The sequence below is a fragment of the Achromobacter sp. LC458 genome (genome assembly GCF_001005835.2).
In the GTDB taxonomy this organism is placed as follows: domain Bacteria; phylum Pseudomonadota; class Gammaproteobacteria; order Burkholderiales; family Burkholderiaceae_B; genus Achromobacter; species Achromobacter spanius_B.
The window spans coordinates 24,811-48,265 of sequence record NZ_LBHW02000029.1 but is presented as its reverse complement, the minus strand read 5'-3'; the positions used below and the strand labels follow the sequence as shown (position 1 = coordinate 48,265).

Sequence of the window (23,455 nt, the reverse complement as noted above, 5' to 3'; positions counted from 1 at the left end):
ACGCAAAACACCGACAATTCTTTGCACCAAAACCGCAAACCTGCGTAATAATGCGACATGTTTCTTTTGGCCAGGCCGCGTCGGCTTAGCCGTCTTGCCTGCCACACGCTTTCCTCTACAAGGACACAACCATGGATTCCATCAACAACACCGTCAACACCGCGCTGGCTTTGAAGGACGCGAATGTGGTCCAGGAAGTGCAGGCCACCGTGCTTAAGAAGGCGCTGAACGCGCAAGCCGATACGGTCGCAACGTTGATGCAATCCGTGGCGCCGATGGCGATTGACAGCACGCTGGGTTCGCGTATCAATACCCAGGCCTGACGCGCACGCGTTCAGTCCCACGGCGCCGCTTACCTACGCGGCCAGCCGATAAAAAAAGCGCCAGACCCTGAACAGGGCCGGCGCTTTTTGTTTGCCGTTGCGTGGCTTGCGTGAGGCGGCCAAGCCGCCCCACCGGCAATTACTTCTTCTTCATCGGCGGCAAGTCCGTGCAGACGCCTTCCGCCACTTCCGCCGCCATGCCCACCGATTCACCCAGCGTCGGGTGCGGGTGGATGGTCTTGGCGATGTCGACGACGTCGGCGCCCATTTCCACGGCCAGGGCCAGTTCGCTGATCAGGTCGCCGGCGTGGGTGCCCACGATGCTGCCGCCCAGGATGCGATGCGTTTCCGCGTCGAAAATCAGCTTGGTGAAGCCTTCGTCGCGGCCGTTGGCGATGGCGCGGCCGGAGGCGGCCCACGGGAACACGCCCTTCTCGATCTTGATGCCTTGCTTCTTGGCTTCGTCTTCGGTCAGGCCCACCCATGCCACTTCCGGATCGGTGTAGGCCACCGACGGGATGACCCGGGCGTCAAAGAACGACTTCTGGCCGGCTGCGGCTTCCGCTGCCACGTGGCCTTCGTGCACGGCCTTGTGCGCCAGCATCGGCTGGCCGACGATGTCGCCAATGGCGTAGATGTGCGGCACGTTGGTGCGCATCTGGCGATCGACCTCGATGAAACCGCGGTCGGTCACGGCGATGCCGGCCTTGTCGGCGCCGATCTTCTTGCCGTTGGGGCTGCGGCCCACGGCTTGCAGAACCAGGTCGTAGCGTTGCGGTTCCTTGGGCGCGCCCTCGCCTTCGAAGGTGACGTAGATGCCGTCTTTCTTGGCTTCGGCGCCCACGGTCTTGGTCTTCAACATGATGTTGTCGAAGCGGTAGGCGTTCTTCTTTTGCCAGACCTTGACCAGGTCGCGGTCGGCGCCTTGCATCAGGCCGTCCAGCATTTCCACGACGTCCAGGCGGGCGCCCAGCGTGGAATACACCGTGCCCATTTCCAGGCCGATGATGCCGCCGCCCACGATCAGCATCTTCTTGGGTACTTCACGCAGCAGCAGCGCGCCGGTGGAGTCGACGACGCGGTCGTCCTTGGGCATGAACGGCAGCTTCACCGACTGGCTGCCGGCCGCGATGATGGCTTGCTTGAAGCGCAGTGTCTGGCTCTTGCCGTCGGCCGACGTCACGGTCAGGTGGTTGGCATCGGCGAATTCGCCTACGCCCGTCACCACGGTGACCTTGCGGGCCTTGGCCATGCCGGCGAGACCGCCGGTCAGCTTGGCGACCACGCTGTCCTTGTAGCCGCGCAGCTTGTCCAGGTCGATCTTGGGCTCGCCGAAGCTGATGCCGTGGGCAGCCAGCTCGCGGGCTTCGTCGATGACGGCGGCGTTGTGCAACAGCGCCTTGGACGGGATGCAGCCCACGTTCAGGCAGACGCCGCCCAGCGTGGCGTAGCGCTCGACCAGGACCACGGACAGGCCGAGGTCGGCGGCGCGGAAGGCGGCGGAATAGCCGCCGGGGCCCGCGCCCAGCACCAGCATGTCGTATTCACCGTCGGCTGAACCCTTGAAGGTGGCAGCGGCGGGTGCAGCGGCCTTGGCAGCCGGCGCGGCGGCTTCGGCCTTCTTGGGGGCTTCGGCAGCCTTGGCGGCATCCTTTGCCGGAGCTTCCTTGGCGGCCGGCGCAGCGGCGGCATCCGACGCCTCCACTTCCAGCACGACCGCGCCTTCGGCGACCTTGTCGCCGACCTTGACCGCAATGGACTTCACCACTCCGCCTTGCGACGCGGGAATTTCCATCGACGCCTTGTCCGACTCAACGGTGATCAGGCTTTGTTCGGCCTTGATCGTGTCGCCCACGGCGACCAGCACTTCGATGACTTCCACTTCCTTGAAGTCGCCGATGTCCGGCACTTTGATTTGAACGGTATTGCTCATAGGGCTCCCCGTTTACAGCGCGATGCGGCGGAAGTCGGCCAGCAAGGCGCCCAGATAGGCGTTGAAGCGGGCAGCGGAGGCGCCGTCGATGACGCGGTGGTCGTACGACAGCGACAGCGGCACCATCAGGCGCGGCACGAACTGCTTGCCGTCCCAGACGGGCTTGTGCGCGGAACGCGACACACCCAGGATGGCCACTTCGGGCGCGTTGATGATCGGCGTGAACGACGTGCCGCCGATACCGCCCAAGGACGAAATCGAGAAGCAGCCGCCCTGCATTTCAGCGGGCGAGATCTTGCCGTCACGCGCCTTCTTGGACAGGTCCGTCATTTCTTGCGCGATCTGCAAGATGCCCTTCTTGTCGGCGTCGCGAATCACCGGCACCACCAGCCCGTTGGGCGTGTCGGCGGCGAAACCGATGTGGTAGTACTGCTTGAGCACCAGGTTGTCGCCATCCAGCGACGCGTTGAACTCGGGGAATTTCTTCAAGGCGGCAACCACGGCCTTGATCAGGAAGGCCAGCATCGTGACCTTGATGCCCGATTTCTCGTTTTCCTTGTTCAGCGTGACACGCAGCGCTTCCAGGTCGGTGATGTCCGCTTCGTCGTTGTTGGTGACGTGCGGGATCATGACCCAGTTGCGGTGCAGGTTCGCGCCGGAAATCTTCTTGATGCGCGACAGCGGCTTGGCTTCGATCGGGCCGAACTTGGTGAAGTCGACCTTGGGCCACGGCAACAGGCCCAGCGCGGCGCCATCGGCCGAACCGCCGGCTGCGGCAGCCGGTGCAGCGGCCAGCGCCTGCTTGACGAAACCGCGCACGTCGTCGGCGGTGATGCGTTCCTTGGGACCCGAACCCTTGACCTTGCTGAGGTTCACGCCCAGTTCGCGCGCGAACTTGCGCACGGACGGCGACGCGTGGGGCAGTTGGCCGGGCTTCAGGTTGGGGTCTTCCAGCGCGGCGGCGGGTGCCGGGCGCGAAGCAGGAGCAGCGGCGGGTGCGTCAGCCTTGGATTCTGCTTTCGCTTCGGTCTTGGCTTCGGCCTGGGCTTCCGGCTTGGCTTCAGCCTTGGCAGCAGGGGCGGCGCCGGCGTCGCCTTCAACGACGACCACGACCGAACCCTTGGCCACCTTGTCGCCCACCTTGACCTTCACTTCCTTGACCACGCCGCCTTGCGAGGCCGGAATCTCCATCGAGGCCTTGTCGGACTCCACGGTGATCAGGCTTTGCTCGGCCTTGATGGTGTCGCCCACGGCGACCATCACTTCGATGACTTCCACTTCCTTGAAGTCGCCGATGTCCGGCACTTCGATATTGACCGGGCCGCTGCTGGCGGCCGGCGCCGCGGCTTGCGCCTTGGCAGCAGGCGCGGCAGCGGCGGCCTGCTTCGGTGCTTCCTTGGCAGCGGCCTTGGGGGCTTCTTCCTTGGCGGCCGGGGCGGCGCCCGAGCCTTCGGCTTCGGCTTCCACTTCCAGCACGACCGCGCCTTCGGCAACCTTGTCGCCCACCTTCACAGAGATGGACTTCACCACGCCGCCTTGCGACGCGGGAATTTCCATCGACGCCTTGTCGGACTCGACGGTGATCAGGCTTTGTTCGGCCTTGATCGTGTCGCCCACCGCCACCAACACCTCAATGACTTCCACTTCCTTGAAGTCGCCGATATCGGGAACCTTGATTTGCACGATGTTGCTCATGTCTCTTTACCCTCAGGCGTATTGCGGGTTGGCTTTGTTCGGATTGATGCCGTACTTCTTGATGGCTTCCGCCACCTTGGCCATCGGAACCTTGCCTTCGTCTGCCAGTGCGCGCAGCGCGGCGACCACGACAAAGTGGCGATCCACTTCGAAGTGCTCACGCAGCTTGGCGCGGAAGTCCGAGCGGCCGAAACCGTCGGTGCCCAGCACCTTGTATTCGCGGCCCTTGGGCACGAACGGGCGGATCTGGTCGGCAAAGAGCTTCATGTAGTCGGTCGACGCGATGATCGGGCCTTCCGTCTTGGCCAGCTGTTCCGTGACGTAAGCCACTTGCGGCTTCTTTTCGTCGGGGTGCAGCATGTTGTGGCGCTCGGCGTCCAGGCCGTTGCGGCGCAGTTCGGTAAAGCTGGTGACGCTCCACAGATCCGATGCCACGCCCCAGTCGGCGTCCAGCAGTTCCTGCGCGGCCATGACTTCGCGCAGGATCGTGCCCGAGCCCATCAGCTGCACGCGGTTCTTGCCCTTGCCGTGCGTCTTCAGCTTATACATGCCCTTGATGATGCCTTCCTCGTCGCCCTGGGTCAGACCGGGTTGCGGGTAGTTTTCGTTCATCACCGTCAGGTAGTAATAGACGTTTTCCTGGTCTTCCACCATGCGCTTCAAGCCATGCTGGATGATCACGGCCAGCTCATGGCCGAACGTCGGGTCGTACGACACGCAGTTCGGGATGGTGGACGCCAGGATGTGGCTGTGGCCGTCTTCGTGCTGCAAGCCTTCGCCGTTCAGCGTCGTGCGGCCGGCAGTGCCGCCCAACAGGAAGCCGCGCGCCTGCATGTCGCCCGCCGCCCAGGCCAGGTCGCCAATGCGCTGGAACCCGAACATCGAGTAGTAGATGAAGAACGGAATCATGATGCGGTTGTTCGAGGAATACGACGTGGCCGCCGCGATCCACGAGCTCATTGCACCCGCTTCGTTGATGCCTTCCTGCAGCAGTTGGCCGTCGGCCGACTCCTTGTAGTACATGACCTGGTCCTTATCGACCGGGATGTACTTCTGGCCTTCCGGCGCATAGATGCCGATCTGGCGGAACAGGCCTTCCATACCGAAGGTACGCGATTCGTCGGCCAGGATCGGCACCACGCGCGGACCCAGTTCCTTGTCGCGCAGCACTTGGTTCAGGATGCGAACGAAGGCTTGCGTGGTGGAAATTTCACGGCCTTCGGCAGTGGGTTCCAGCACGGCCTTGAAGGCGTCCAGCGCGGGGGCCTTGAGCTGCTCGTCGGCCTTGGCGCGGCGGCGCGGCAGATAGCCGCCCAGCGCGGCGCGGCGCTCGTGCAGGTACTTCATTTCGGGCGAATCTTCGGCCGGCTTGAAGTACGGCAGGTCTTCCAGCTTGTCGTCCGGAATCGGGATGCCGAAGCGATCGCGGAATTCGCGGATGGATTCCAGTTCCAGCTTCTTTTGCTGGTGGGTCGGGTTCTTGGCCTGGCCCACGTGGCCCATGCCGTAGCCCTTGATGGTCTTGGCCAGGATGACGGTCGGTTGCCCGGTGTGGCTGGTGGCGGCGTCGAACGCGGCGTACACCTTGTGGGGGTCGTGGCCGCCACGGTTCAGGCGCCAGATGTCTTCGTCGCTCATGCGCGAGACGGCTTCCAGCAGCTTGGGGTGCTTGCCAAAGAAATGTTCACGGACGAACTTGCCGTCGTTGGCCTTGTACGCCTGGTACTCGCCGTCCACGGTTTCTTCCATGATCTGGCGCAGGATGCCTTCCTTGTCGTGCGCAAGCAGCGGATCCCAGTAACCGCCCCAGATCAGCTTGATGACGTTCCAGCCCGAACCGCGGAAGTCGCCTTCCAGTTCCTGGATGATCTTGCCGTTGCCGCGCACCGGGCCGTCCAGGCGTTGCAGGTTGCAGTTCACCACGAAGATCAGGTTGTCGAGCTTTTCGCGCGCGGCCAGGGCGATGGCGCCCAGCGATTCCGGTTCGTCCATTTCGCCGTCGCCGCAGAATACCCAGACCTTGCGGTTGCTGGTGTCGGCAATGCCGCGGGCGTGCAGGTACTTCAGGAAGCGGGCTTGATAGATGGCCATCAGCGGGCCCAGGCCCATCGACACCGTCGGGAATTGCCAGAAATCCGGCATCAGCTTCGGGTGCGGGTAGGACGACAGGCCCTTGCCGTCCACTTCCTGGCGGAAGTGGTTCAGCTGTTCTTCGGTCAGGCGGCCTTCAAGGTAGGCGCGGCCGTACATGCCGGGCGACGTGTGGCCCTGGAAGTAGACCAGGTCACCGCCGTGGTTTTCGTCTTCGGCGTGCCAGAAGTGGTTCTGGCCGCAGCCGATCATGGTGGCCAGCGAGGCAAACGATGCGATGTGGCCGCCCAGGTCGCCGCCGTCCGGCGGGTTGTGCTTGTTGGCCTTGACGACCATGGCCATGGCGTTCCAGCGCACATACGAGCGGATACGCGTTTCCAGTTCCAGATTGCCCGGATGCGCGGGCTCCAGGCCCGGCGGAATCGTGTTGACGTAAGCGGTATTCGGCGAGAACGGGATGTGGGCACCCGAACGACGCGCTTCGTCGATCAGGCGTTCCAGCAGGTAGTGCGCGCGCTGCGGCCCTTCGCGATCAAGGACTGCCGCCAGGGCTTCGAGCCACTCCTGGGTTTCAAGGGTGTCTTCGTCGTTGGCAGCCTGCGGGGCGCCAGCCTGGGCGAAAGAGGACATCGTGTGTCTCCTGTTGGGGTTCGTCGTGACCACACCCGCTTGATGGTTCAACTCGCGGACTCTGCATGGTAGCCGGGATCATCCGGGCTACCATGTCAGGCATGGGTCGGGGTGTTTTTCTAGAGACCTGCTTTGGGTCGGTTCCCTATCAGCCGGCATTCTAAGAAAGAAGATTAACCGGTCGCAAGGAAAATTTCATGTTGCGGTACGGCATTTCATAATGCGAAATGTTGACCATCCGCTGAACGGCCTCTGACGCGTCTTTTTATGGCCTAGGCCAAAAGCAGGGCTTGATTCCCGGCAATTCCCGCCCAACACGCACTAAAATGCGCGGTCTATCTGGCCCGAATTCCATGTCCAGCGCGCCCAAGTCCAATATTCCTACGCCGTTCCACGATCACGCCCGCACTCGCCGCCGCGGCGTGTATTGGGTCACGCCTGCCATGGTGCTGATCCTGTACATCTGTGTGATGGGGGTGTTCTTCTGGCTGCAACGCATTCATGACGATAGCGTCATGTTTGTGACGATCGACCAGGAAATGCGCCAGCAGCGCCTGATATGGGTGGTGCTGGCATTGTCCTGCGTGATCGTCATCAGCCTGCTGATGCTGTGGCGCTATACCCGCTTTCGATCCACCGCCGAAGCCGCGCTCATCGCCGAGACCGGCTTTCGCCGCGCCATGGAAAATTCCATGTCCACCGGCATGCGCGTGCTGGATATGGAAGGCCGCATCGCCTACGTGAACCCGGCGTTCTGCCGCATGATCGGCTGGAACGAAGCCGACCTGATCGGCCGCAGCCCGCCCTTTCCTTATTGGGTGCCCGGCCGCCATGAACAACACCAGCACACGCTGGACGTGCTGATGTCGGGCAAGACGCCCAGCAGCGGCCTGGAAGTGGAAGCGCAACGCCGCGACGGGTCGCGCTTCACCGCGCGCATGTATGTGTCGCCGCTGCTGGACCCGAACGGCAACCAGATCGGCTGGATGACGTCGATGACCGACATCACCGAACCCAAGCGCATCCGCGAAGCCCTGACGGCCGCGCACGAACGCTTCATGACCGTGCTGGAAGGCCTGGACGACGCCATCTCGGTCACGGCGGACACCCACGACGGCCTGGAATTGCTGTTTGCCAACCGCACCTATCGCCGCGTGTTTGGCGCGCAGACGGGCGGCCACGACGAACTGCTGGCCGGCCGCCGTGGCCGCTTCACCGATGAATCCGTGGAAGTGTTCGCGCCGTCGGTGCAGCGCTGGTTTGAAGTGCACCACCGCATGCTGGCCTGGACGGACGGCCGCCGCGTGCGCATGCAGGTGGCGCGCGACATCACCGAGCGCCGTGGCCACGAAGAAGCGTCCCGCGTACAGCAGGAAAAGATCCAGCTGACCAGCCGCCTGACGACGATGGGCGAAATGGCCTCGTCGCTGGCGCACGAACTGAACCAGCCGCTGACGGCCATCGCCAACTACAGCATGGGCGCGGTCGCCCTGGTCAAGGCCGGCCACACCAGCCCCAACATGCTGCTGCCCGCGCTGGAAAAAGCCGCGTCGCAGGCCGAACGCGCGGGCAAGATCATCAGCCGCATCCGCGAATTCGTGAAGCGCAGCGAGCCGCGCCGCCAACGCGTGGCCATTGGCCGCATTGTCGACAACGCCATCGGCTTTGCCGAAATCGACGCCCGCAAGCGCCGCATCCGCATCGACAGCTTCGTACCGTCGAATGCGCCCGACGTGCTGGCCGACCCGATCCTGATCGAACAGGTGCTGTTGAACCTGCTCAAGAACGGGCTGGAAGCCATGGAAAACAGCGAATCGGACGAATTGAAAGTCGCCGTGATCCTGCACGAGCAACATATAGAAGTGGCCGTGGTGGACCGCGGCCATGGCCTGGCCGAGCCCGAACGCCTGTTCGAACCGTTCTTCAGCACCAAGACCCAGGGCCTGGGCATGGGGCTGAACATCTGCCGTACCATTATTGAATCGCACCATGGCCGCCTGTGGGCGGACCCCAACCCCGCTGGCGGTACTATTTTCCGCTTTACCCTGCCCTGCGCTGCTTCCCAGCCGCAGGCCCAGAATGATCAGTCCGAGGAGTTGCACGCATGAACACGCCCCACCTGTCGAGCACGGTATTCATAGTTGACGACGACGAAGCGGTCCGCGATTCGCTGCGCTGGCTGTTGGAAGCCAATGGCTATCGCGTTCGCGCCTATGCCAGCGGCGAATCCTTCCTGGAAGACTACGACGCCAGCCAGATCGGCGTGCTGATCGCCGACGTGCGCATGCCCGGCATGAGCGGCCTGGAACTCCAGGAGCAGCTTATCGCCCGCAACGCGCCGCTACCCATCGTCTTCATCACCGGCCACGGCGACGTGCCCATGGCCGTTTCCACGATGAAGAAAGGCGCCGTCGACTTCCTGGAAAAGCCCTTCAACGAATCGGACCTGCGCGAGATCGTTGCGCGCATGCTTGAGCAAGCCACGCAGCGCGTGTCCAAGCACCAGGCCCAAAAGGACCACGAAGCCATGCTGGCACGCCTGACCGCGCGCGAGCAGCAGGTGCTGGAGCGCATCGTCGCCGGCCGCTTGAACAAGCAGATTGCCGACGACCTGGGCATCAGCATCAAGACCGTCGAGGCGCACCGCGCCAACATTATGGAAAAACTGGAAGTGACTACCGTTGCTGATTTGATGAAAGTGGCCTTGGCCAAACCCGAGGCGCATGCATGACCGCCAGGATTATTGACGGCGCGGCCCTGTCGCTGCGCATTCGTGAAGAAGTCGCCCAGCGCGTCGCCACCCTGGCGGCCAAGGGCACGCGCCCCGGCTTGGCGGTGGTGCTGGTGGGCGCGGACCCCGCGTCCCAGGTTTACGTGCGCAACAAGGTTGCCGCCTGCGAAAAAGCCGGCCTGCATTCCGTCAAGGAACAGTACCCGGCCGACATGACCGAGGCCGAACTGCTGGCCCGCATCGCCGTGTTGAACCAGGACCCCACCATCCACGGCATCCTGGTGCAGTTGCCGCTGCCCAAGCACATGGATGCCCACAAGGTCATCGAAGCCATTTCGGCCGAGAAGGACGTGGACGGCTTTCACATCAGCAACGCCGGCCTGCTCATGACCGGCCAGCCGCTGTTCCGCCCCTGCACGCCCTACGGCGTGATGAAGATGCTGGAATCGGAAGGCGTGACGCTGCGCGGCGCGGAAGCCGTGATCGTCGGCGCCAGCAACATCGTCGGCAAGCCGATGGCCATGTTGCTGCTTGCCGCTGGCGCCACCATCACCATCTGCAATTCCAAGACGCGCGACCTGGCGGCCCAGACCCGCCGCGCCGACGTCCTGGTGGTGGCCACCGGCAAGCCCGGCATGATCGACGGTTCGATGATCAAGCCCGGCGCCGTGGTCATCGACGTGGGCATCAACCGTGGCGAAGACGGCAAGCTGTGCGGCGACGTGGACTTCGCGTCCGCCAAGGAAGTTGCCGGCGCCATCACGCCCGTGCCGGGTGGCGTGGGCCCCATGACCATCGCCATGCTGCTGGTCAACACGGTCGAAGCCGCCGAACGCGCGGCGGGCTGACACGTTCCAGACCCATCACAAGGGCAATGCGCAGGCCGCCAACGGCTGCGCGTTGCCCTTGCCGCATGTGGGCTTGACTGCCCTTGCTTTCGGGCGGATCGTCCCTATCTGATCCTTATGTCTTTGCGGCCCCGCGTGCCTTCTTTCGGCACCGTGCTGGGTCCGCCCCCGCCTTTTCACATCCCGATCCCGGTAACACCATGACCCAGAACCCCTTGCTTGCCCCCGTTTCCGATCTGGTCGACTACGCGGCCGTCAAGCCCGAGCACATCGTGCCGGCCGTGGAAGAACTGCTGGGCATCGCCCGCAAGGCCGTGGACCACGCCGCCGATGCCGCGCTGGCGCCCACCTGGGAAGCCGTGGTGGAACCGCTGGACACCGCCTCTGAACGCCTGTGGCGCGCCTGGTCGGTGGCCGGCCACTTGAACGCTGTCGTCAACACGCCCGAACTGCGCGAAGCCTATAACGCCGCGCTGCCGCTGATCACCGAATTTTCAACCTGGGTCGGGCTGCACGAAGGCCTGTACCAGCAATACCAGCGTCTGGCCGCCGCGCCCGACTTTGCATCGTGGTCGCCCGTGCGCCGCCGCATCGTCGACATGGCGCTGCGCGACTTCCGCTTGAGCGGCGTGGAATTGCAAGGCGCCGACCGCGAACGCTACGCGCAGATCTCCGACCGCGAAGCGCAGGCGTCGCAGAAGTTTTCCGAGAACGTGCTGGACGCCATCGACGCCTGGTCGCTGCTGGTGGACGATGAATCGCGCCTGGCCGGCATCCCGGCCGATGTGCTGTCCGCCGCCCGCGCCGCCGCCGAAGAAGACGGCAAGACGGGCTGGAAGCTGACCCTGAAAATGCCCTGCTACCTGCCCGTGATGCAGTACGCGCAAGACCGCACGCTGCGCGAAGCGCTGTATCGCGGCTACGGCACCGTGGCATCCGAACAAGGCGATGCCAAGTTCGACAATTCCCCCCTGATCGAAGAGCTGCTGTCGCTGCGCGCCGAAGAATCCGGCCTGCTGGGCCTGGGCACCTACGCCTCGCTGCGCTTGCAGACCCGCATGGCGCGCGACGCCGGCGAAGTCACCGTCTTTTTGCGTGACCTGGCCGCCCGCGCCAAGCCGTTTGCGCAACGCGACCTGGCTGAACTTAAGGCCTACGCCACGGGCGAACTGGGCCTGGACGAGCTGCAACCCTGGGACGTGGCCTTTGCTTCGGAACGCCTGCGCGAATCGCGCTATGCGTATTCCGAAGACGAAGTGAAGCAGTACTTCACCGAACCGCGTGTGCTGGCCGGCCTGTTCGACGTCATCGAAAAACTGTTCGACGTGCGCCTGACCGAAACGCCCGTCTCCACCTGGCACAGCGACGCGCGCGGCGTGCGCGTCGAGCGCGCGGATGGCGGCTTGATCGGCTATCTGTACCTGGACCTGTACGCCCGCTCGGGCAAGCAAAGCGGCGCCTGGGTCGACAGCGAACGCGCCCGCCGCGTCGTCGCCGGCCACGTGCAAACGCCCGTGGTCTACCTGACCTGCAACTTCTCGCGCCCCAACGGCGACCGCGCCGCCGTGCTTACGCACGACGACGTCATCACGCTGTTCCACGAAACCGGTCATGCGCTGCACGCGCTGCTGTCCGAGGTGGACGAACCCGGCGCGGCGGCCTTCGCCAGCGTTGAATGGGATGCCATCGAACTGCCGTCGCAGTTCATGGAGAACTTCTGCTGGGAATGGGCCGTGGTGCAAAAGCTGTCGGCGCACGTGGACACCGGTGAGCCGCTGCCGCGCGCGCTTTACGACCGCCTGGTCGCCGCGCGCAATTTCCAAAGCGGCATGCAGGCGGTGCGCCAGATCGAATTCGCGTTGTTCGACATGTTGATGCACGACCGCCCCAAGGGCGCCACCATTACGGAAGTGCTGGCGCTGTTGCAGGAAGTGCGCCAGGAAGTGGCCGTGCTGTTCCCGCCGTCCTGGCATCGTCTGCCGCACGCGTTTTCGCACCTGTTCGCCGGCGGCTACGGCGCGGGCTACTACAGCTACAAGTGGGCGGAAGTGCTGTCGGCCGACGCGTACGAGGCCTTCGAGGAAGCCGCGGCCAAGCAGCCGGGCAACCCCTTGGGCACGCTGGACCCGGAAACCGGCGCGCGCTTCCGGCGCGAAGTGCTGGCCGTGGGCGGCTCGCGCCCGGCGGCCGAATCGTTCGCCGCGTTCCGCGGCCGCGCGCCTCGCATCGACGCCCTGCTGCGCCACAGTGGAATGAGCGGCAGCTGATCGCCCTGCCCCGCGCAGAAAAGCCCGCAGCGGTTGCAATCCGCTGCGGGCTTTTTTTCGCCTGCGCCTGCGCCTGCGCCTGCGCCTAGGGCTACGGCTACGGCTACGGCTACGGCTACGGCTACGGCTACGGCTACGGCTAGGGCTAGGGCTACGGCTTCGACTTCGACTTCGACTTCGACTTCGACTTCGGCTTCGACTTCGCTTCGCCTTTCCCCGTCGCCTACGCCTGCGTCTGCGCAAACATCGGCTCGTCCGGACGACGCGCCGACACCACCAGCCAGCGTCCATACACCGACTGATCCGACCCGGCCTGCTTCCAGAATCGACGCACGTCTTCGTTCTCGGCCCCCTTCACCCGGCCTCGGTAATACAGGCGCGACGGCACGGCCAGCAGACGCTCGATCATGCGCTTGGGCTTGGGCTCGTTGACTTCATGCAGCGTAATGTCCGTGTAGCCGTAATGCGTCAGCAGCAGGTGCAGTTGCGGAAAGCTGAACGGAAAATACGCGATGTAATCCACGCCGCGCTGCTTGCCCACCATGGGGCGAAAGCCGGAATGAAACCCGCGCATCAGAAATTGCCACCGGGACCGCAGATACCACGTATTTGGGGTGGTGACGATCAAGGTACCGCCCGGCCGCAGCGCCTGGTACAGGCTCTGCGCCAGCACGCCCGGGTTGGTCATCAGGTGGATCGCCTCGCAGCACACCACCGCGTCGTAGGCGGTGTCCACCTTCAGGGGCGTGTCCAGATCGTGCTCGGTGACTGACTGATAGCCGGCGTCGGCGGGCGGAAATTCCCACAGGCCTACGCCGTCCACGGCAATTTGCCGGCTGCCCTGGGCCGAGAGCATATCGCCCAGCCAGCCTGTTCCGCAGGGCGCGTCCAGCACGCGGCCGGCGTTGCGGTTATGCAGGATGTCGATTACTGCGGGGTAATACGGGAACAACGGATAACGAATTGCCGTGCCGGATGCCATATCCACGTTCAGGACCTTCCTGTAGCTGCGTTACTGACGAGGCTCTGAATATAGACCGCGCGCATCGTCGATGGAATGACTTTGCGACATCTCAAACACACTCCCCACAAAGCTTCACAAATCGGCCCGGGGCCCCAGGCCGAAGCGGATGTTTGCGCCAGGACAAGAACCGGGCGCGCCCAACGCCCCGTGCCCCTGGCCGGCCGCCGGCCCGCCGCATCCATGCAGGTAGAATCAAAGGGTTTGACCGGCTTGATCCGGGACGGATTGCTCCTACAACTCTTTCGGCCTTTCCTGAGACTCATGCGACACCTCATTACCGGCCGCGCCTGGCGTGGTCTGCTGTTGGCCCTTTGCGTGTTTCTTGCCGCCTGCGGCGATCGGAACGTGGACTGGACGCTGTACAACGTCAAGGGGCATCTGCCCGACCTGAAATTCTCGCTGCCCGGCGCGGGCGGCAAGACCATCAGCAGCGACGACCTGAAGGGCAAGACGGTCATGCTGTTCTTCGGCTACGCCAGTTGCCCGGACATCTGCCCCACCACCATGGCGCAGTTGACGGCCGTGCTGCAAAACCTGGGCGACAAGGCCAAGAACGTGCGCATCGTGTTCGTCAGCGTCGACCCGCACCGCGACACGCCCGACATCCTGCAAGCCTACGTCAACGCCTTCAACAACAACGCCATCGGCGTGACGGGCGACGAAAAACAGATCGCCGACCTGGCTCGGCGCTACCGCGTGGCCTACCAGATTGAAAAGCCGCGCCCGGGCGACGACGCCGACATGTACGAGGTCACGCACAGCCGTGGCGTGTACATTTTCGACAAGGACGGCCACGCGCGGCTGCTGGCGTCTGACACCGACAGCGTCTCGGCGCTGACCAAGGACGTCGCCCAACTGATCGACATTACCTCCTGATCCGGACACCATCCAGGCCCGATTGCCCGACTTGTTGCATGGCCGCGCCACATACCAGTTGTTACAGCCGCCCCCCAAAAAGCGTGAGTATCATCAGTGCACATCGCCCCCTTTTAATAAAGCAAGGAGTATGCGCATGAGCATTATCATCATGATCATCGTCGGGTTCATCGTGGGCTTGATCGCCCGCGCCATCATGCCCGGAGACCAGAACATGGGGATCATCATGACCACCATCCTGGGTATCGTCGGCGCCGTGGTTGCCGGTTTCCTGGGTCAGACGATGGGTTGGTACGCAGAGGGCGAACCGGCTGGCTGGATCGCCTCGGTTGTGGGCGCCATCATCGTGCTGTTCGTGGTTGGCCTTGTCGCCCGCAAGCGCACCTGACGCCCTGCCAGGCAAGCATCAATAAAAAACGGGCCGATCTTTCGATCGGCCCGTTTTGTTTTTGGCGAGTCCGTTGCGGTTACGAACCCGAGCCTGCGCTCGCGCCCGCGCCCGACCCCTGCGCGGTCGTAGCCGTGACCGTGCGCTCGGTCCAACCGCCGCCCAGCACCTTGTACAAGGTAACCAAGTTGGACAGCCGGGCCAGCCGCGTATCCACCAGCGCTTGCTGCGATGTGTACAGCGAACGCTGCGAATCCAGCACGCTCAGGTAGTCGTCGATGCCCTGGCGGAAACGCTGGTCCGACACGTCGTAGGCGCGCTGGTTGGCGTCCACCAGCAAGCGCTGCGCCTGGATCTGGTCGTCCAGCGTGCCGCGCCCGGCCAGGGCGTCGGCCACTTCACGAAAGCCCGTCTGAATGGACCTTTCGTACTGCGCCACCTGGATGTTCTTCTGCACCTTGGCCAAATCCAGATTCGCTTGCAGCGAACCGCCGGCGAAGATCGGCACGGTGATCTGCGGCACGAAGCTCCACGCGCCCGACCCGCCTTCGAACAAGCCGCCCAGGCTGGCGCTGGCGGTGCCCGCCTGGCCGGTCAGGCTGATGGTGGGAAAGAACGCCGCGCGCGCCGCGCCGATGTTGGCGTTGGCGCCCTTGAGCTGATGTTCGGCCGCGCGGATGTCCGGGCGGCGCGCCAACAGATCCGACGGCAAGCCGGCCGGCAAGGTCGTGGGCAACATGCCGTCATCCAGCTTTACGGCCTGGTCCAGCGCCGCCACCATTTCCGGCGACATCGGCTGGCCCACCAGCAGCGTCAACGCATTGCGGTCCTGCGCGGCCTGGCGCGTGTATTGCGACAGGTTGCGCTGGGCCGTGCGCAGCGACACTTCCGCCTGGCTCAGGTCCAGCGCCGTGGACAGCCCCTGGTCGTAGCTTTGCTGCGTGAGCTTGAACGAATCTTCCTGGCTCTTTAGCGTGTCACGCGTCAGGCCCAGCAATTCCTGGTCGGCGCGCAAGGTCAGGTAGGCATTGGCCACTTCGGCAATCAGCGTCAGCTGCGTGGCCGTGCGCGTTTCGTCCAGCGCCAGATAGGACTCCAGCGCCTTGTCGCTCAGGCTGCGGATACGGCCGAACAGGTCCAGTTCCCAGGCCGACAGTGCGGCGCCCACCTGGTAGTTGTGGCTGGTGGTGGCGCTGCCGCTGGGCGACAGGTCGGCCGGCGTGCGCTGCGCGGTTTCCTTGCCGGCCACGCCCACGCTGGGCAGCAGGTCGGCACGCTGAATACGGTACTGTGCACGCGCCGCTTCCACGTTCAACGCGGCCACGCGCAGGTCGCGGTTGTTGGCCAGCGACAGTTCGATCAGCTGTTGCAGCAGCGGGTCGCTGAAGAAGTCGCGCCAGCCGACGTCGGCGGTGGACATGCCCTGCGCCAGTTGCGAGCCATCGGCCTTGTAGGCATCGCCCGTGGGATAGTTGGCGCTGACGGGCGCGTCGGGCCGTTCGTAGGTCGGGGCCAGCGAGCAGCCCGCCAGGGCCGCCGCCAGGGAAACAGACAACAAGGTTCTCATCTGAAGTTTCATTACGGTTGTCCTTCGGCGGACACTTCCTGCGAGCCGTTGGCGCTGGTGTCGTGCTTGTCTTGGTTTTCGCTCATGCGCTTGACCTTGAAGACGCGCAGCATGATGACGAAGAAAGCCGGAACAAAGAAGATGGCCAGGAACGTGCCGGTCAGCATGCCGCCGATCACGCCCGTGCCGATGGCGTTCTGGCTGCCCGAACCGGCGCCCGACGAAATCGCCAGCGGCGTCACGCCCAAGATGAACGCCAGCGACGTCATCAGGATGGGGCGCAAGCGTTGGCGGGCGGCGTGGATGGCCGACTCCGTCAGGCTTGCGCCTGCCTCGAAGTGTTCCTTGGCAAATTCCACGATCAGAATCGCGTTCTTGGCCGCCAGCCCCACCGTGGTCAACAGCCCCACCTGGAAGTACACGTCGTTGGACAGGCCGCGTGCCAGCGTCGCCAGCAGCACGCCGATAATGCCCAGCGGCACCACCAGCATCACCGCCGTCGGGATGGACCAGCTTTCATACAACGCGGCCAGGCACAGGAACACCACGATCAACGAAATGGCGTACAGCGCCGGTGCCTGCGAACCGGACAGGCGTTCTTCGAACGACAGTCCCGTCCATTCAAAGCCCACGCCCACCGGCAGCTTGGCCGCCAGCTTTTCCATTTCTTCCATGGCCGCGCCCGAGCTATAACCCGGCGCCGCCTGGCCCTGGATGTTGTAGGACGGCACGCCGTTATAGCGGTTCAGCTTTTGCGGGCCGAAGCTCCACGTGGCTTTCGAGAACGCCGAGAACGGCACCATGTCGCCCGCATTGTTGCGCACGTACCATTTGTTCAGGTCTTCCGGCAGCATGCGCGAGGATGCCTCGCCCTGCGCGAACACCTTCTTCACGCGGCCCCGGTCGATGAAGTCGTTGACGTACGACGACCCCCACGCCGTGGCCAGCGTGCTGTTGATGTCCGACACGGCCACGCCCAGCGCACGCGCTTTTTCGCGGTCGATATCCAGTTGGTACTGCGGTGCGTCTTCGATGCCGTTGGGACGCACGCCCACCAGCACCGGGCTCTTGGCGGCTTCGCCCAGCAGCTGGTTGCGCGCGGCAAGCAGCTTTTCGTGGCCCACGCCGGCGCGGTCCATCAGCTGGAAGTCAAAGCCGGTGACGTTGCCCAATTCCATCACGGACGGCGGCGGCACCACGAACAGTTGCGCGCGGCGCTCGGTCTTGCCAAAGTGCGCGTTGGCGCGTGCCGCCACGGCGCCGGCCTTAAGCCTGGCGTCGCCGCGTTCTTCCCAGTCGCGCAGCTTGATGAACAGGATGGACGCGTTCTGGCCACGGCCGCCGAAGTTAAAGCCGTTGACGGCGAACACCGATGTCACGGCGTCCTTTTCCTCGGTCAGCAGGTACTTGGTCGCGTCGTCGATGACGGCCTTGGTGGCTTCGGCGGTGGCGCCGGCGGGCGTCTGGATCTGGGCGAACAAGATGCCCTGGTCCTCGGCCGGCAGGAACGCCGTGGGAATACGCGTGAACAGCCAGCCCATGGCAATGACCAAGGCCAGGTACACGACCATCAGCCGCTTGGTGCGGTTCAGCCCGCGCGCGACCGTATTGGCATAGCCGTTGCTGCTGCGCTCGAACGAGCGGTTGAACCAGCCGAAGAAACCCTTCTTCGTACCGTGATGGCCCTTGGGGATCGGCTTGAGCAAGGTGGCGCACAAGGCCGGCGTGAAGACGATGGCAACCAGCACCGACAACACCATCGAGGACACGATCGTGATCGAGAACTGGCGGTAGATCACGCCGGTGGAGCCGCCGAAGAACGCCATCGGGATGAACACGGCGGCCAGCACCATGGCAATACCGATCAGCGCGCCCGTGATCTGGCCCATGGATTTGCGCGTGGCCTGCTTGGGCGTCAAGCCCTCTTCGGCCATCACCCGCTCCACGTTTTCCACCACCACGATCGCATCGTCCACCAACAGACCAATGGCCAGCACCATGCCGAACATCGTCAAGGTGTTGATGGAATAACCGAACGCGGCCAGCACGCCGAACGTACCCAGCAACACCACCGGCACGGCCAGCGTGGGGATGATGGTGGCGCGGAAGTTCTGCAAGAACAGGTACATCACCAGGAAGACCAGGATGATGGCTTCGACCAGCGTCTTGAACACTTCATGGATCGACAAGCTGACGAACGGCGTCGTGTCGTACGGATAGACGACGTCCATGCCCGGCGGGAAGTACGGCTTCAGATTGTTGATGGTGTCGCGCACCGCCTGCGCCGTGTCCAGCGCGTTGGCGCCCGGGGCCAGCTTGATCGCCAGGCCCGAGGCGGGCTTGCCGTTGTAGAAGCTGTCGATGGCGTAGGTCTGCCCACCCAGTTCAATGCGCGAGACATCGCCCAGACGCACTTGCGAGCCATCGGCATTGACCTTGAGCAGGATGCGGCCGAAGTCTTCCGGCTTCTCCAGGCGCGACGGCCCGATGATGGTGGCGTTCAATTGCTGCCCGCGCACGGACGGCAGGCCGCCCAGCTGGCCGGACGACACCTGCACGTTCTGTTCCTTGATCGCCGTCACCACGTCCACCGTGGTCAGCCCGTAGTTCACGAGCTTGGCCGGGTCCAGCCAGATCCGCATCGCGTACTGCGAGCCGAACAGCTGGAAGTCACCCACGCCTTGCGTGCGGCTGATGGGGTCCTGTACGTACGAGGCCACGTAGTCGGCCAGGTCGTCCTTGGTCATCGTGCCGTCGGTGGACACGAAGCCCGCCACGATCAGGAAGTTCTTCGTGGCCTTGGTGACGCGGATGCCCTGCTGCTGCACTTCCTGCGGCAACAAAGGCTGCGCCAGCGCCAGCTTGTTCTGCACCTGCACCTGCGCCGTGTCCGGGTTGGTGCCCTGCTTGAACGTCAGCGTGATGGACATGCTGCCGTCGGAATTGCTTTCCGACGAGATGTACTGCAAGCCGTCCAGCCCGTTCATCTGCTGTTCGATGACCTGCACCACGGTGTCCTGCACGGTTTGCGCGGACGCACCCGGGTAGGTCACCGCGATGCCGATCGCCGGCGGGGCGATGTTGGGGTACTGCGAGACCGGCAATTGCAGGATGGACAGCGCACCGGCCATCATCAGCACAATCGCGATCACCCACGCGAATACCGGCCTATCGATAAAAAACTTTGCCATGCAAGGCTCCCTGATTACTGCTTGGCCGGGGCGGCATTGGCCGCCTGCGGCTGCTGTGCGTTGGCGCCAGCCTCGGTAGCGACGACTTCGACGCCCGGACGCACCATTTGCAAGCCTTCCACGATCACCTTGTCGCCGGCGGCCAGGCCGTCGGTAACCAGCCACTTGTCGCCAATGGCGCGGTCGGTCGTCAGTTGGCGCAGCTCGACCTGGTTCTTGTCATTGACGACAAGCGCCGTCGGCAGGCCACGCTGGTTGCGCGTCACGCCGCGTTGCGGCACCAGCAGCCCGTCGGCGGCCACGCCGTCAGCCAGCCGCGCGCGCACGAACATGCCGGGCAACAGGCGCCGGTCGGGGTTCGGGAACACCGCGCGCAACGTGATGGAACCGGTGCCCTGGTCCACCGTGACTTCCGAGAATTGCAGCTTGCCGGTCTGCTTGTATTGCGAGCCGTCTTCCAGGGTCAGCGACACCAGCGCGGCTTGTTCGCCATCGGCCTTCTTCAGCTGGCCGCTGGCCAGCGCGTCCTGCAAGCGCAGCAGCTGCACGCTGGACTGCGTCACGTCGACGTAGATCGGGTCAATCTGCTGCACCGACGCCAGGGCGGCGGTCTGGTTGGCCGTGACCAGCGCGCCTTCGGTCACCGCGGAACGGCCGATGATGCCGTCGATGGGCGACAGCACCTTGGTGTAGACGAGGTTGATGCGCGCCGTATCCAGCGCGGCCTTGGCCGACAGCACATCGGCCGCCGCCTGGTCGCGCGACGCCACGGCGTTGTCGTAGGTCTGTTGGCTGACGGCGCGCGTGGCCACCAGCGGCTTGTAGCGTTCGGCCAGCAAGGCTGCCGTCTTCTGCTGCGCCTGGGCGCGGGCCAGCGCAGCCTTCTGGCTGTCGAGGCTGGCTTGGTACAGCGCCGGGTCGATCTGATAGAGCTGCTGGCCGGCCTTGACCTCGCCGCCTTCGGTGAACAGGCGCTTTTGCACGATGCCGTTCACCTGGGGCCGCACTTCGGCCACGCGGAACGCGGACGTGCGGCCCGGCAGTTCGGTGGTCAGGGAAACGGGTTGCGTGGTCAGGGTCACCACGGTCACTTGCGGTTTGCCCGCTTGCGGTGCGTCTTGTTTCTTGCCGCAAGCGGCCAGGGTGAGAGCCGATGCCGTCAGCGTGAGCACTGCCGCGCTGCGCCACATAGCGCTTTTCTTATTCATAGATATTCCCGATTTCCGACAAAAAAGGAGCCCGCCTCCGCCCACGATAAGGGGAAGGTCTTGTGCATCGAATGGGTGGATTGGCATTGAAAACGCAAGAGGGCTTTATTGCATTGCTGCATTGCAGAACCCGCATTCTGAGTTATCCCGCCCCAGAAACAAAGGGGCGGATAAAGAAAACATCATTCCATTTATGGGACAATTTCCCACACCAAGTCTGTGAAAGAATCTCGACATGAAACGCTTACAAGGCATGGAACTCTTCGTCGAAGTGGCCAAGACACGTAGTTTTAGCCGCGCTGCAGCAACGCTGGGCGTGCCGAAATCGACCTTGTCTCGCCAGGTGGCCGAATTGGAAAAATCGGTGGGGCTGCGCTTGTTGAGCCGCACCACCCGGAAGGTAGAGCTGACCGATGCCGGGCGGCTGTACTTCGAACGCTGCCAGCGCATCGTGGCCGAGGCGCAGATCGCCCATGAAGAACTGCAAAAGCTGGTCGACACGCCGGCCGGGCCGCTGCGGGTCAACATGCCCGCGGATTTCGGCACCGACTTCCTGGCTGAATCGTTCATGGAGTTCTCCCGCCGCTATCCCGACGTCACGTTTTTCCTGGACCTGGCAAACCCGGACCACGCCTCGCGCGTGTTCCAGACCTGCGATATCTCAATCGAAATCGGCGACCTGCCCGACTCGACGCAAATCGCCCGGCTGCTGGGCATGCTGCCCGCCCACCTGTATGCCTCGCACGACTACCTGGAAAAACACGGAGAACCCAAACATCCCAGTGACTTGACTCGCCATGAGTGCATTGAGTTCCGCGCGGAAGGCGCGGGCCGCGTGACGCGATGGCCGCTCAGCAACGGCGATCAACACATCGAATTCACGCCGGGCAACCGGTTTTCGGTCAACGGCGTCGCCATGGCGCGGCGGCTGGCCATGCTGGGCGCGGGCATCGCGGTGCTGGTGGGCGGCCAGACGGCTGAACAGCAATCAGGGCAGTTGCGGCGCGTATTGCCGGACTGGCAACTGGGCCCCTTCCCTGTCTATGCCGTGACCGAGACGCGGCTGCTGCCGGCCAAGACCCGGATCTTCATCGAATTCCTGATGGAGCGCCTGGGCAGCAATGGGCAAGCGAAGGATACGCCCGCCTTCATGAAATAACGGCAGGTTCGAAACAGACTGAAAAATCTGCTGACGCCCGAATTCACTTGTCGGCCAGAAAGAACAGCCCGGGCGGGCCCGGGCTGACTAGTTGCTGAACGACAGCGGGATTAAAAGCCCTCGTCGTCGCGCAGATACCGCCACTGCCCAAGCGGCAGGTCGCCCAGCGACACGCGGCCGATGCGCACGCGCTTCAGGCCCACGACTTTCAGCCCGACCAGTTCGCACATGCGGCGGATCTGGCGTTTTTTGCCTTCGCGCAGCACGAAGCGCAGCTGGTCGTGGTTTTGCCAGCGCACATGGGCGGGCTTCAGCGCCTTGCCGTCCAACGACAGGCCGTGATTCAGCAGTTCCAGGCCACGGTCGGGCAAATCGCCCTGCACCCGCACCAGGTATTCCTTGTCCACGCTGGAGTCTTCGCCGATCAGGTGCTTGGCGATGCGACCGTCTTGCGTCAGCACCAGCAAGCCTTGCGAATCGATGTCCAACCGCCCCGCCACCGCCAGGCCGTCCAGGTGCGCGCGTTCAAAGCGCTGCGGATGGCGGTCGCCGGCAAAGCGCGAGCGCGAGTCGATCAACGCCACGGCGGGCGTATAGCCTTTTTCGGCCTGGCCGGACACATATCCCACCGGCTTGTTGATCAGGATGGTCACGCGCGAGGTCTGGCGCGCCTGCGCGGCGCGCTCTAGCGTGATGACCTGATCCGGAAACGCCTTGGCGCCCAGTTCGGACACCACTTCGCCGTCCACGCGGACCCAGCCGCGTTCGATATAGCTGTCGGCCTCGCGGCGCGAGCAAAGTCCGCGCTCGGACATGAGCTTGGAGATTCGTACTTTTTCCATGGCCGGTATTGTATGCGTTGGCGAGCCGCCCTTCGGGCTTGGCATAATACGCAGCCATGATGAAACCCGCCGCCCATCTCCCCCCGCTTGCTCCCGGCTGGCTGGCCGTCGCGCCACCCGTCCTGCCCCCCGCCATGCGCCACTGGCTGTTTCGCCCCGGCGCCCTGACCGCCGGCCTGCGCCAGGTAGGCCAGGTGCGCCTGCGCGTGCTGGCCGAATACGCCGACGGCGCGCCGCCCGACGAAGCCCGCGCCATGGGCATCGCGCCCGGCTCGCCGGTCTGGATCCGCGAAGTGCTGATGTCGGTGAACGGCGTGGACAGCGTGCCCGCCCGCAGCCTGACGCCGCTACGCGCATCGCATGGCGCGTGGCAAGGCATGCGCCGCCTGCTGACCCGGCCGCTGGCCGACATGCTGTATCACGACAGCACCGTCATCCGTTCCCGCTTTGCCTGCCGCCGCCTGGCCTCGCCCGTGCCGTTCTACGCCACGGCGCGCGACGTGCTGCCCACCGACGGCCACTCGCAAGACGCCCACCGCGTGTGGGCAAGACGGTCCGTCTTCTGGCGCCAGGGCCAGCCGCTGCTGGTGGCCGAGTGCTTCCTGCCCGGCTTCTGGGATGTGATCGCCGGCCAGCCCACGCCCCCGCTGGTGCCGCATCAGCGCACGGCGCGATAACCGTA

The 23,455-nt window shown here is 64.3% G+C and carries 17 protein-coding genes; 9 read left to right on the top strand and 8 right to left on the bottom strand.

The genetic code is table 11. The features are described from left to right. Positions 1-131: 131 nt before the first annotated feature. Positions 132-323, top strand: a complete 192-nt coding sequence (locus YH64_RS21365) for a putative motility protein (protein ID WP_046806427.1) — start codon at positions 132-134, stop codon at positions 321-323. 139 nt (positions 324-462) lie between these two features. Here the strand turns inward: YH64_RS21365 and lpdA are convergent, their stop codons facing one another. The 3 genes from lpdA to aceE are packed head-to-tail and all read right to left on the bottom strand — an operon-like array spanning position 463 to position 6,672. Beyond that, a complete protein-coding gene (gene lpdA, locus YH64_RS21360; protein WP_046806426.1) occupies positions 463-2,256 on the bottom strand; it encodes a dihydrolipoyl dehydrogenase in 1,794 nt (597 codons plus the stop codon). Positions 2,257-2,268: 12 nt separating this feature from the next. After that, the gene (gene aceF, locus YH64_RS21355) at positions 2,269-3,951 is read right to left on the bottom strand and encodes a dihydrolipoyllysine-residue acetyltransferase (protein WP_046806425.1); all 1,683 of its coding nucleotides are present in this window, start codon (positions 3,949-3,951) and stop codon (positions 2,269-2,271) included. Between the two features lie 12 nt (positions 3,952-3,963). Further along, positions 3,964-6,672 carry a pyruvate dehydrogenase (acetyl-transferring), homodimeric type gene (gene aceE / locus YH64_RS21350; RefSeq protein ID WP_046806424.1) on the bottom strand — a complete coding sequence of 903 codons (2,709 nt, stop codon included), beginning with the start codon at positions 6,670-6,672 and terminating at the stop codon, positions 3,964-3,966. Between the two features lie 353 nt (positions 6,673-7,025). Here aceE and YH64_RS21345 point away from each other — a divergent pair, with 353 nt between their 5' ends. The 4 genes from YH64_RS21345 to YH64_RS21330 all read left to right on the top strand — a co-directional run bounded on the left by YH64_RS21345 (position 7,026) and on the right by YH64_RS21330 (position 12,518). After that, positions 7,026-8,780, top strand: a complete 1,755-nt coding sequence (locus YH64_RS21345) for a PAS domain S-box protein (RefSeq protein ID WP_006219004.1) — start codon at positions 7,026-7,028, stop codon at positions 8,778-8,780. Continuing rightward, positions 8,777-9,403 (top strand): response regulator transcription factor, encoded by a 627-nt coding sequence (locus YH64_RS21340; RefSeq protein ID WP_006219003.1) that lies wholly within the window; start codon positions 8,777-8,779, stop codon positions 9,401-9,403. The genes YH64_RS21345 and YH64_RS21340 overlap by 4 nt, the downstream gene beginning before the upstream one ends. Continuing rightward, on the top strand, positions 9,400-10,251 hold the full coding sequence (gene folD, locus YH64_RS21335) for a bifunctional methylenetetrahydrofolate dehydrogenase/methenyltetrahydrofolate cyclohydrolase FolD (RefSeq protein ID WP_046806423.1): 852 nt from the start codon (positions 9,400-9,402) through the stop codon (positions 10,249-10,251). The genes YH64_RS21340 and folD overlap by 4 nt, the downstream gene beginning before the upstream one ends. A 200-nt stretch (positions 10,252-10,451) precedes the next feature. Next, a complete protein-coding gene (locus tag YH64_RS21330) occupies positions 10,452-12,518 on the top strand; it encodes a M3 family metallopeptidase (RefSeq protein WP_046806422.1) in 2,067 nt (688 codons plus the stop codon). A gap of 223 nt (positions 12,519-12,741) precedes the next feature. On the opposite strand, the gene YH64_RS21325 is transcribed toward YH64_RS21330, so the two are convergent. Further along, positions 12,742-13,500 (bottom strand): bifunctional 2-polyprenyl-6-hydroxyphenol methylase/3-demethylubiquinol 3-O-methyltransferase UbiG, encoded by a 759-nt coding sequence (locus tag YH64_RS21325; protein ID WP_185975411.1) that lies wholly within the window; start codon positions 13,498-13,500, stop codon positions 12,742-12,744. Between the two features lie 303 nt (positions 13,501-13,803). Between YH64_RS21325 and YH64_RS21320 the strand changes: the two genes are divergently transcribed. Beyond that, on the top strand, positions 13,804-14,418 hold the full coding sequence (locus YH64_RS21320; protein ID WP_046806421.1) for an SCO family protein: 615 nt from the start codon (positions 13,804-13,806) through the stop codon (positions 14,416-14,418). Positions 14,419-14,554: 136 nt separating this feature from the next. Next, positions 14,555-14,806, top strand: a complete 252-nt coding sequence (locus YH64_RS21315; RefSeq protein WP_046806420.1) for a GlsB/YeaQ/YmgE family stress response membrane protein — start codon at positions 14,555-14,557, stop codon at positions 14,804-14,806. 79 nt (positions 14,807-14,885) lie between these two features. Here the strand turns inward: YH64_RS21315 and adeC are convergent, their stop codons facing one another. The 3 genes from adeC to YH64_RS21300 are packed head-to-tail and all read right to left on the bottom strand — an operon-like array spanning position 14,886 to position 20,754. Further along, a complete protein-coding gene (gene adeC, locus YH64_RS21310) occupies positions 14,886-16,385 on the bottom strand; it encodes an AdeC/AdeK/OprM family multidrug efflux complex outer membrane factor (RefSeq protein WP_046806419.1) in 1,500 nt (499 codons plus the stop codon). Further along, on the bottom strand, positions 16,385-19,564 hold the full coding sequence (locus tag YH64_RS21305) for an efflux RND transporter permease subunit (RefSeq protein ID WP_046806418.1): 3,180 nt from the start codon (positions 19,562-19,564) through the stop codon (positions 16,385-16,387). The genes adeC and YH64_RS21305 overlap by 1 nt, the downstream gene beginning before the upstream one ends. Positions 19,565-19,578: 14 nt before the next feature. Then, positions 19,579-20,754 (bottom strand): efflux RND transporter periplasmic adaptor subunit, encoded by a 1,176-nt coding sequence (locus YH64_RS21300; protein ID WP_104144953.1) that lies wholly within the window; start codon positions 20,752-20,754, stop codon positions 19,579-19,581. Positions 20,755-21,025: 271 nt separating this feature from the next. Between YH64_RS21300 and YH64_RS21295 the strand changes: the two genes are divergently transcribed. Then, the gene (locus YH64_RS21295; protein ID WP_046806416.1) at positions 21,026-21,931 is read left to right on the top strand and encodes a LysR family transcriptional regulator; all 906 of its coding nucleotides are present in this window, start codon (positions 21,026-21,028) and stop codon (positions 21,929-21,931) included. Between the two features lie 110 nt (positions 21,932-22,041). Here YH64_RS21295 and YH64_RS21290 read toward each other — a convergent pair whose 3' ends face one another. Continuing rightward, on the bottom strand, positions 22,042-22,773 hold the full coding sequence (locus tag YH64_RS21290) for a pseudouridine synthase (RefSeq protein ID WP_046806415.1): 732 nt from the start codon (positions 22,771-22,773) through the stop codon (positions 22,042-22,044). Positions 22,774-22,829: 56 nt separating this feature from the next. On the opposite strand from YH64_RS21290, the gene YH64_RS21285 reads away from it, so the two are divergent. Then, positions 22,830-23,450, top strand: coding sequence for a chorismate lyase (locus tag YH64_RS21285; protein ID WP_046806414.1), 621 nt, complete (start codon positions 22,830-22,832; stop codon positions 23,448-23,450). Positions 23,451-23,455 lie beyond the last annotated feature (5 nt).

Excerpts from the sequence above, each read along its gene's own strand:
- YH64_RS21365 (WP_046806427.1), top strand. The coding sequence starts at position 132 with ATGGATTCCATCAACAACACCGTCAACACCGCGCTGGCTTTGAAGGAC.
- lpdA (WP_046806426.1), bottom strand. The coding sequence starts at position 2,256 with ATGAGCAATACCGTTCAAATCAAAGTGCCGGACATCGGCGACTTCAAG.
- aceF (WP_046806425.1), bottom strand. The coding sequence starts at position 3,951 with ATGAGCAACATCGTGCAAATCAAGGTTCCCGATATCGGCGACTTCAAG.
- aceE (WP_046806424.1), bottom strand. The coding sequence starts at position 6,672 with ATGTCCTCTTTCGCCCAGGCTGGCGCCCCGCAGGCTGCCAACGACGAA.
- YH64_RS21345 (WP_006219004.1), top strand. The coding sequence starts at position 7,026 with ATGTCCAGCGCGCCCAAGTCCAATATTCCTACGCCGTTCCACGATCAC.
- YH64_RS21340 (WP_006219003.1), top strand. The coding sequence starts at position 8,777 with ATGAACACGCCCCACCTGTCGAGCACGGTATTCATAGTTGACGACGAC.
- folD (WP_046806423.1), top strand. The coding sequence starts at position 9,400 with ATGACCGCCAGGATTATTGACGGCGCGGCCCTGTCGCTGCGCATTCGT.
- YH64_RS21330 (WP_046806422.1), top strand. The coding sequence starts at position 10,452 with ATGACCCAGAACCCCTTGCTTGCCCCCGTTTCCGATCTGGTCGACTAC.
- YH64_RS21325 (WP_185975411.1), bottom strand. The coding sequence starts at position 13,500 with ATGGCATCCGGCACGGCAATTCGTTATCCGTTGTTCCCGTATTACCCC.
- YH64_RS21320 (WP_046806421.1), top strand. The coding sequence starts at position 13,804 with ATGCGACACCTCATTACCGGCCGCGCCTGGCGTGGTCTGCTGTTGGCC.
- YH64_RS21315 (WP_046806420.1), top strand. The coding sequence starts at position 14,555 with ATGAGCATTATCATCATGATCATCGTCGGGTTCATCGTGGGCTTGATC.
- adeC (WP_046806419.1), bottom strand. The coding sequence starts at position 16,385 with ATGAAACTTCAGATGAGAACCTTGTTGTCTGTTTCCCTGGCGGCGGCC.
- YH64_RS21305 (WP_046806418.1), bottom strand. The coding sequence starts at position 19,564 with ATGGCAAAGTTTTTTATCGATAGGCCGGTATTCGCGTGGGTGATCGCG.
- YH64_RS21300 (WP_104144953.1), bottom strand. The coding sequence starts at position 20,754 with ATGTGGCGCAGCGCGGCAGTGCTCACGCTGACGGCATCGGCTCTCACC.
- YH64_RS21295 (WP_046806416.1), top strand. The coding sequence starts at position 21,026 with ATGGAACTCTTCGTCGAAGTGGCCAAGACACGTAGTTTTAGCCGCGCT.
- YH64_RS21290 (WP_046806415.1), bottom strand. The coding sequence starts at position 22,773 with ATGGAAAAAGTACGAATCTCCAAGCTCATGTCCGAGCGCGGACTTTGC.
- YH64_RS21285 (WP_046806414.1), top strand. The coding sequence starts at position 22,830 with ATGATGAAACCCGCCGCCCATCTCCCCCCGCTTGCTCCCGGCTGGCTG.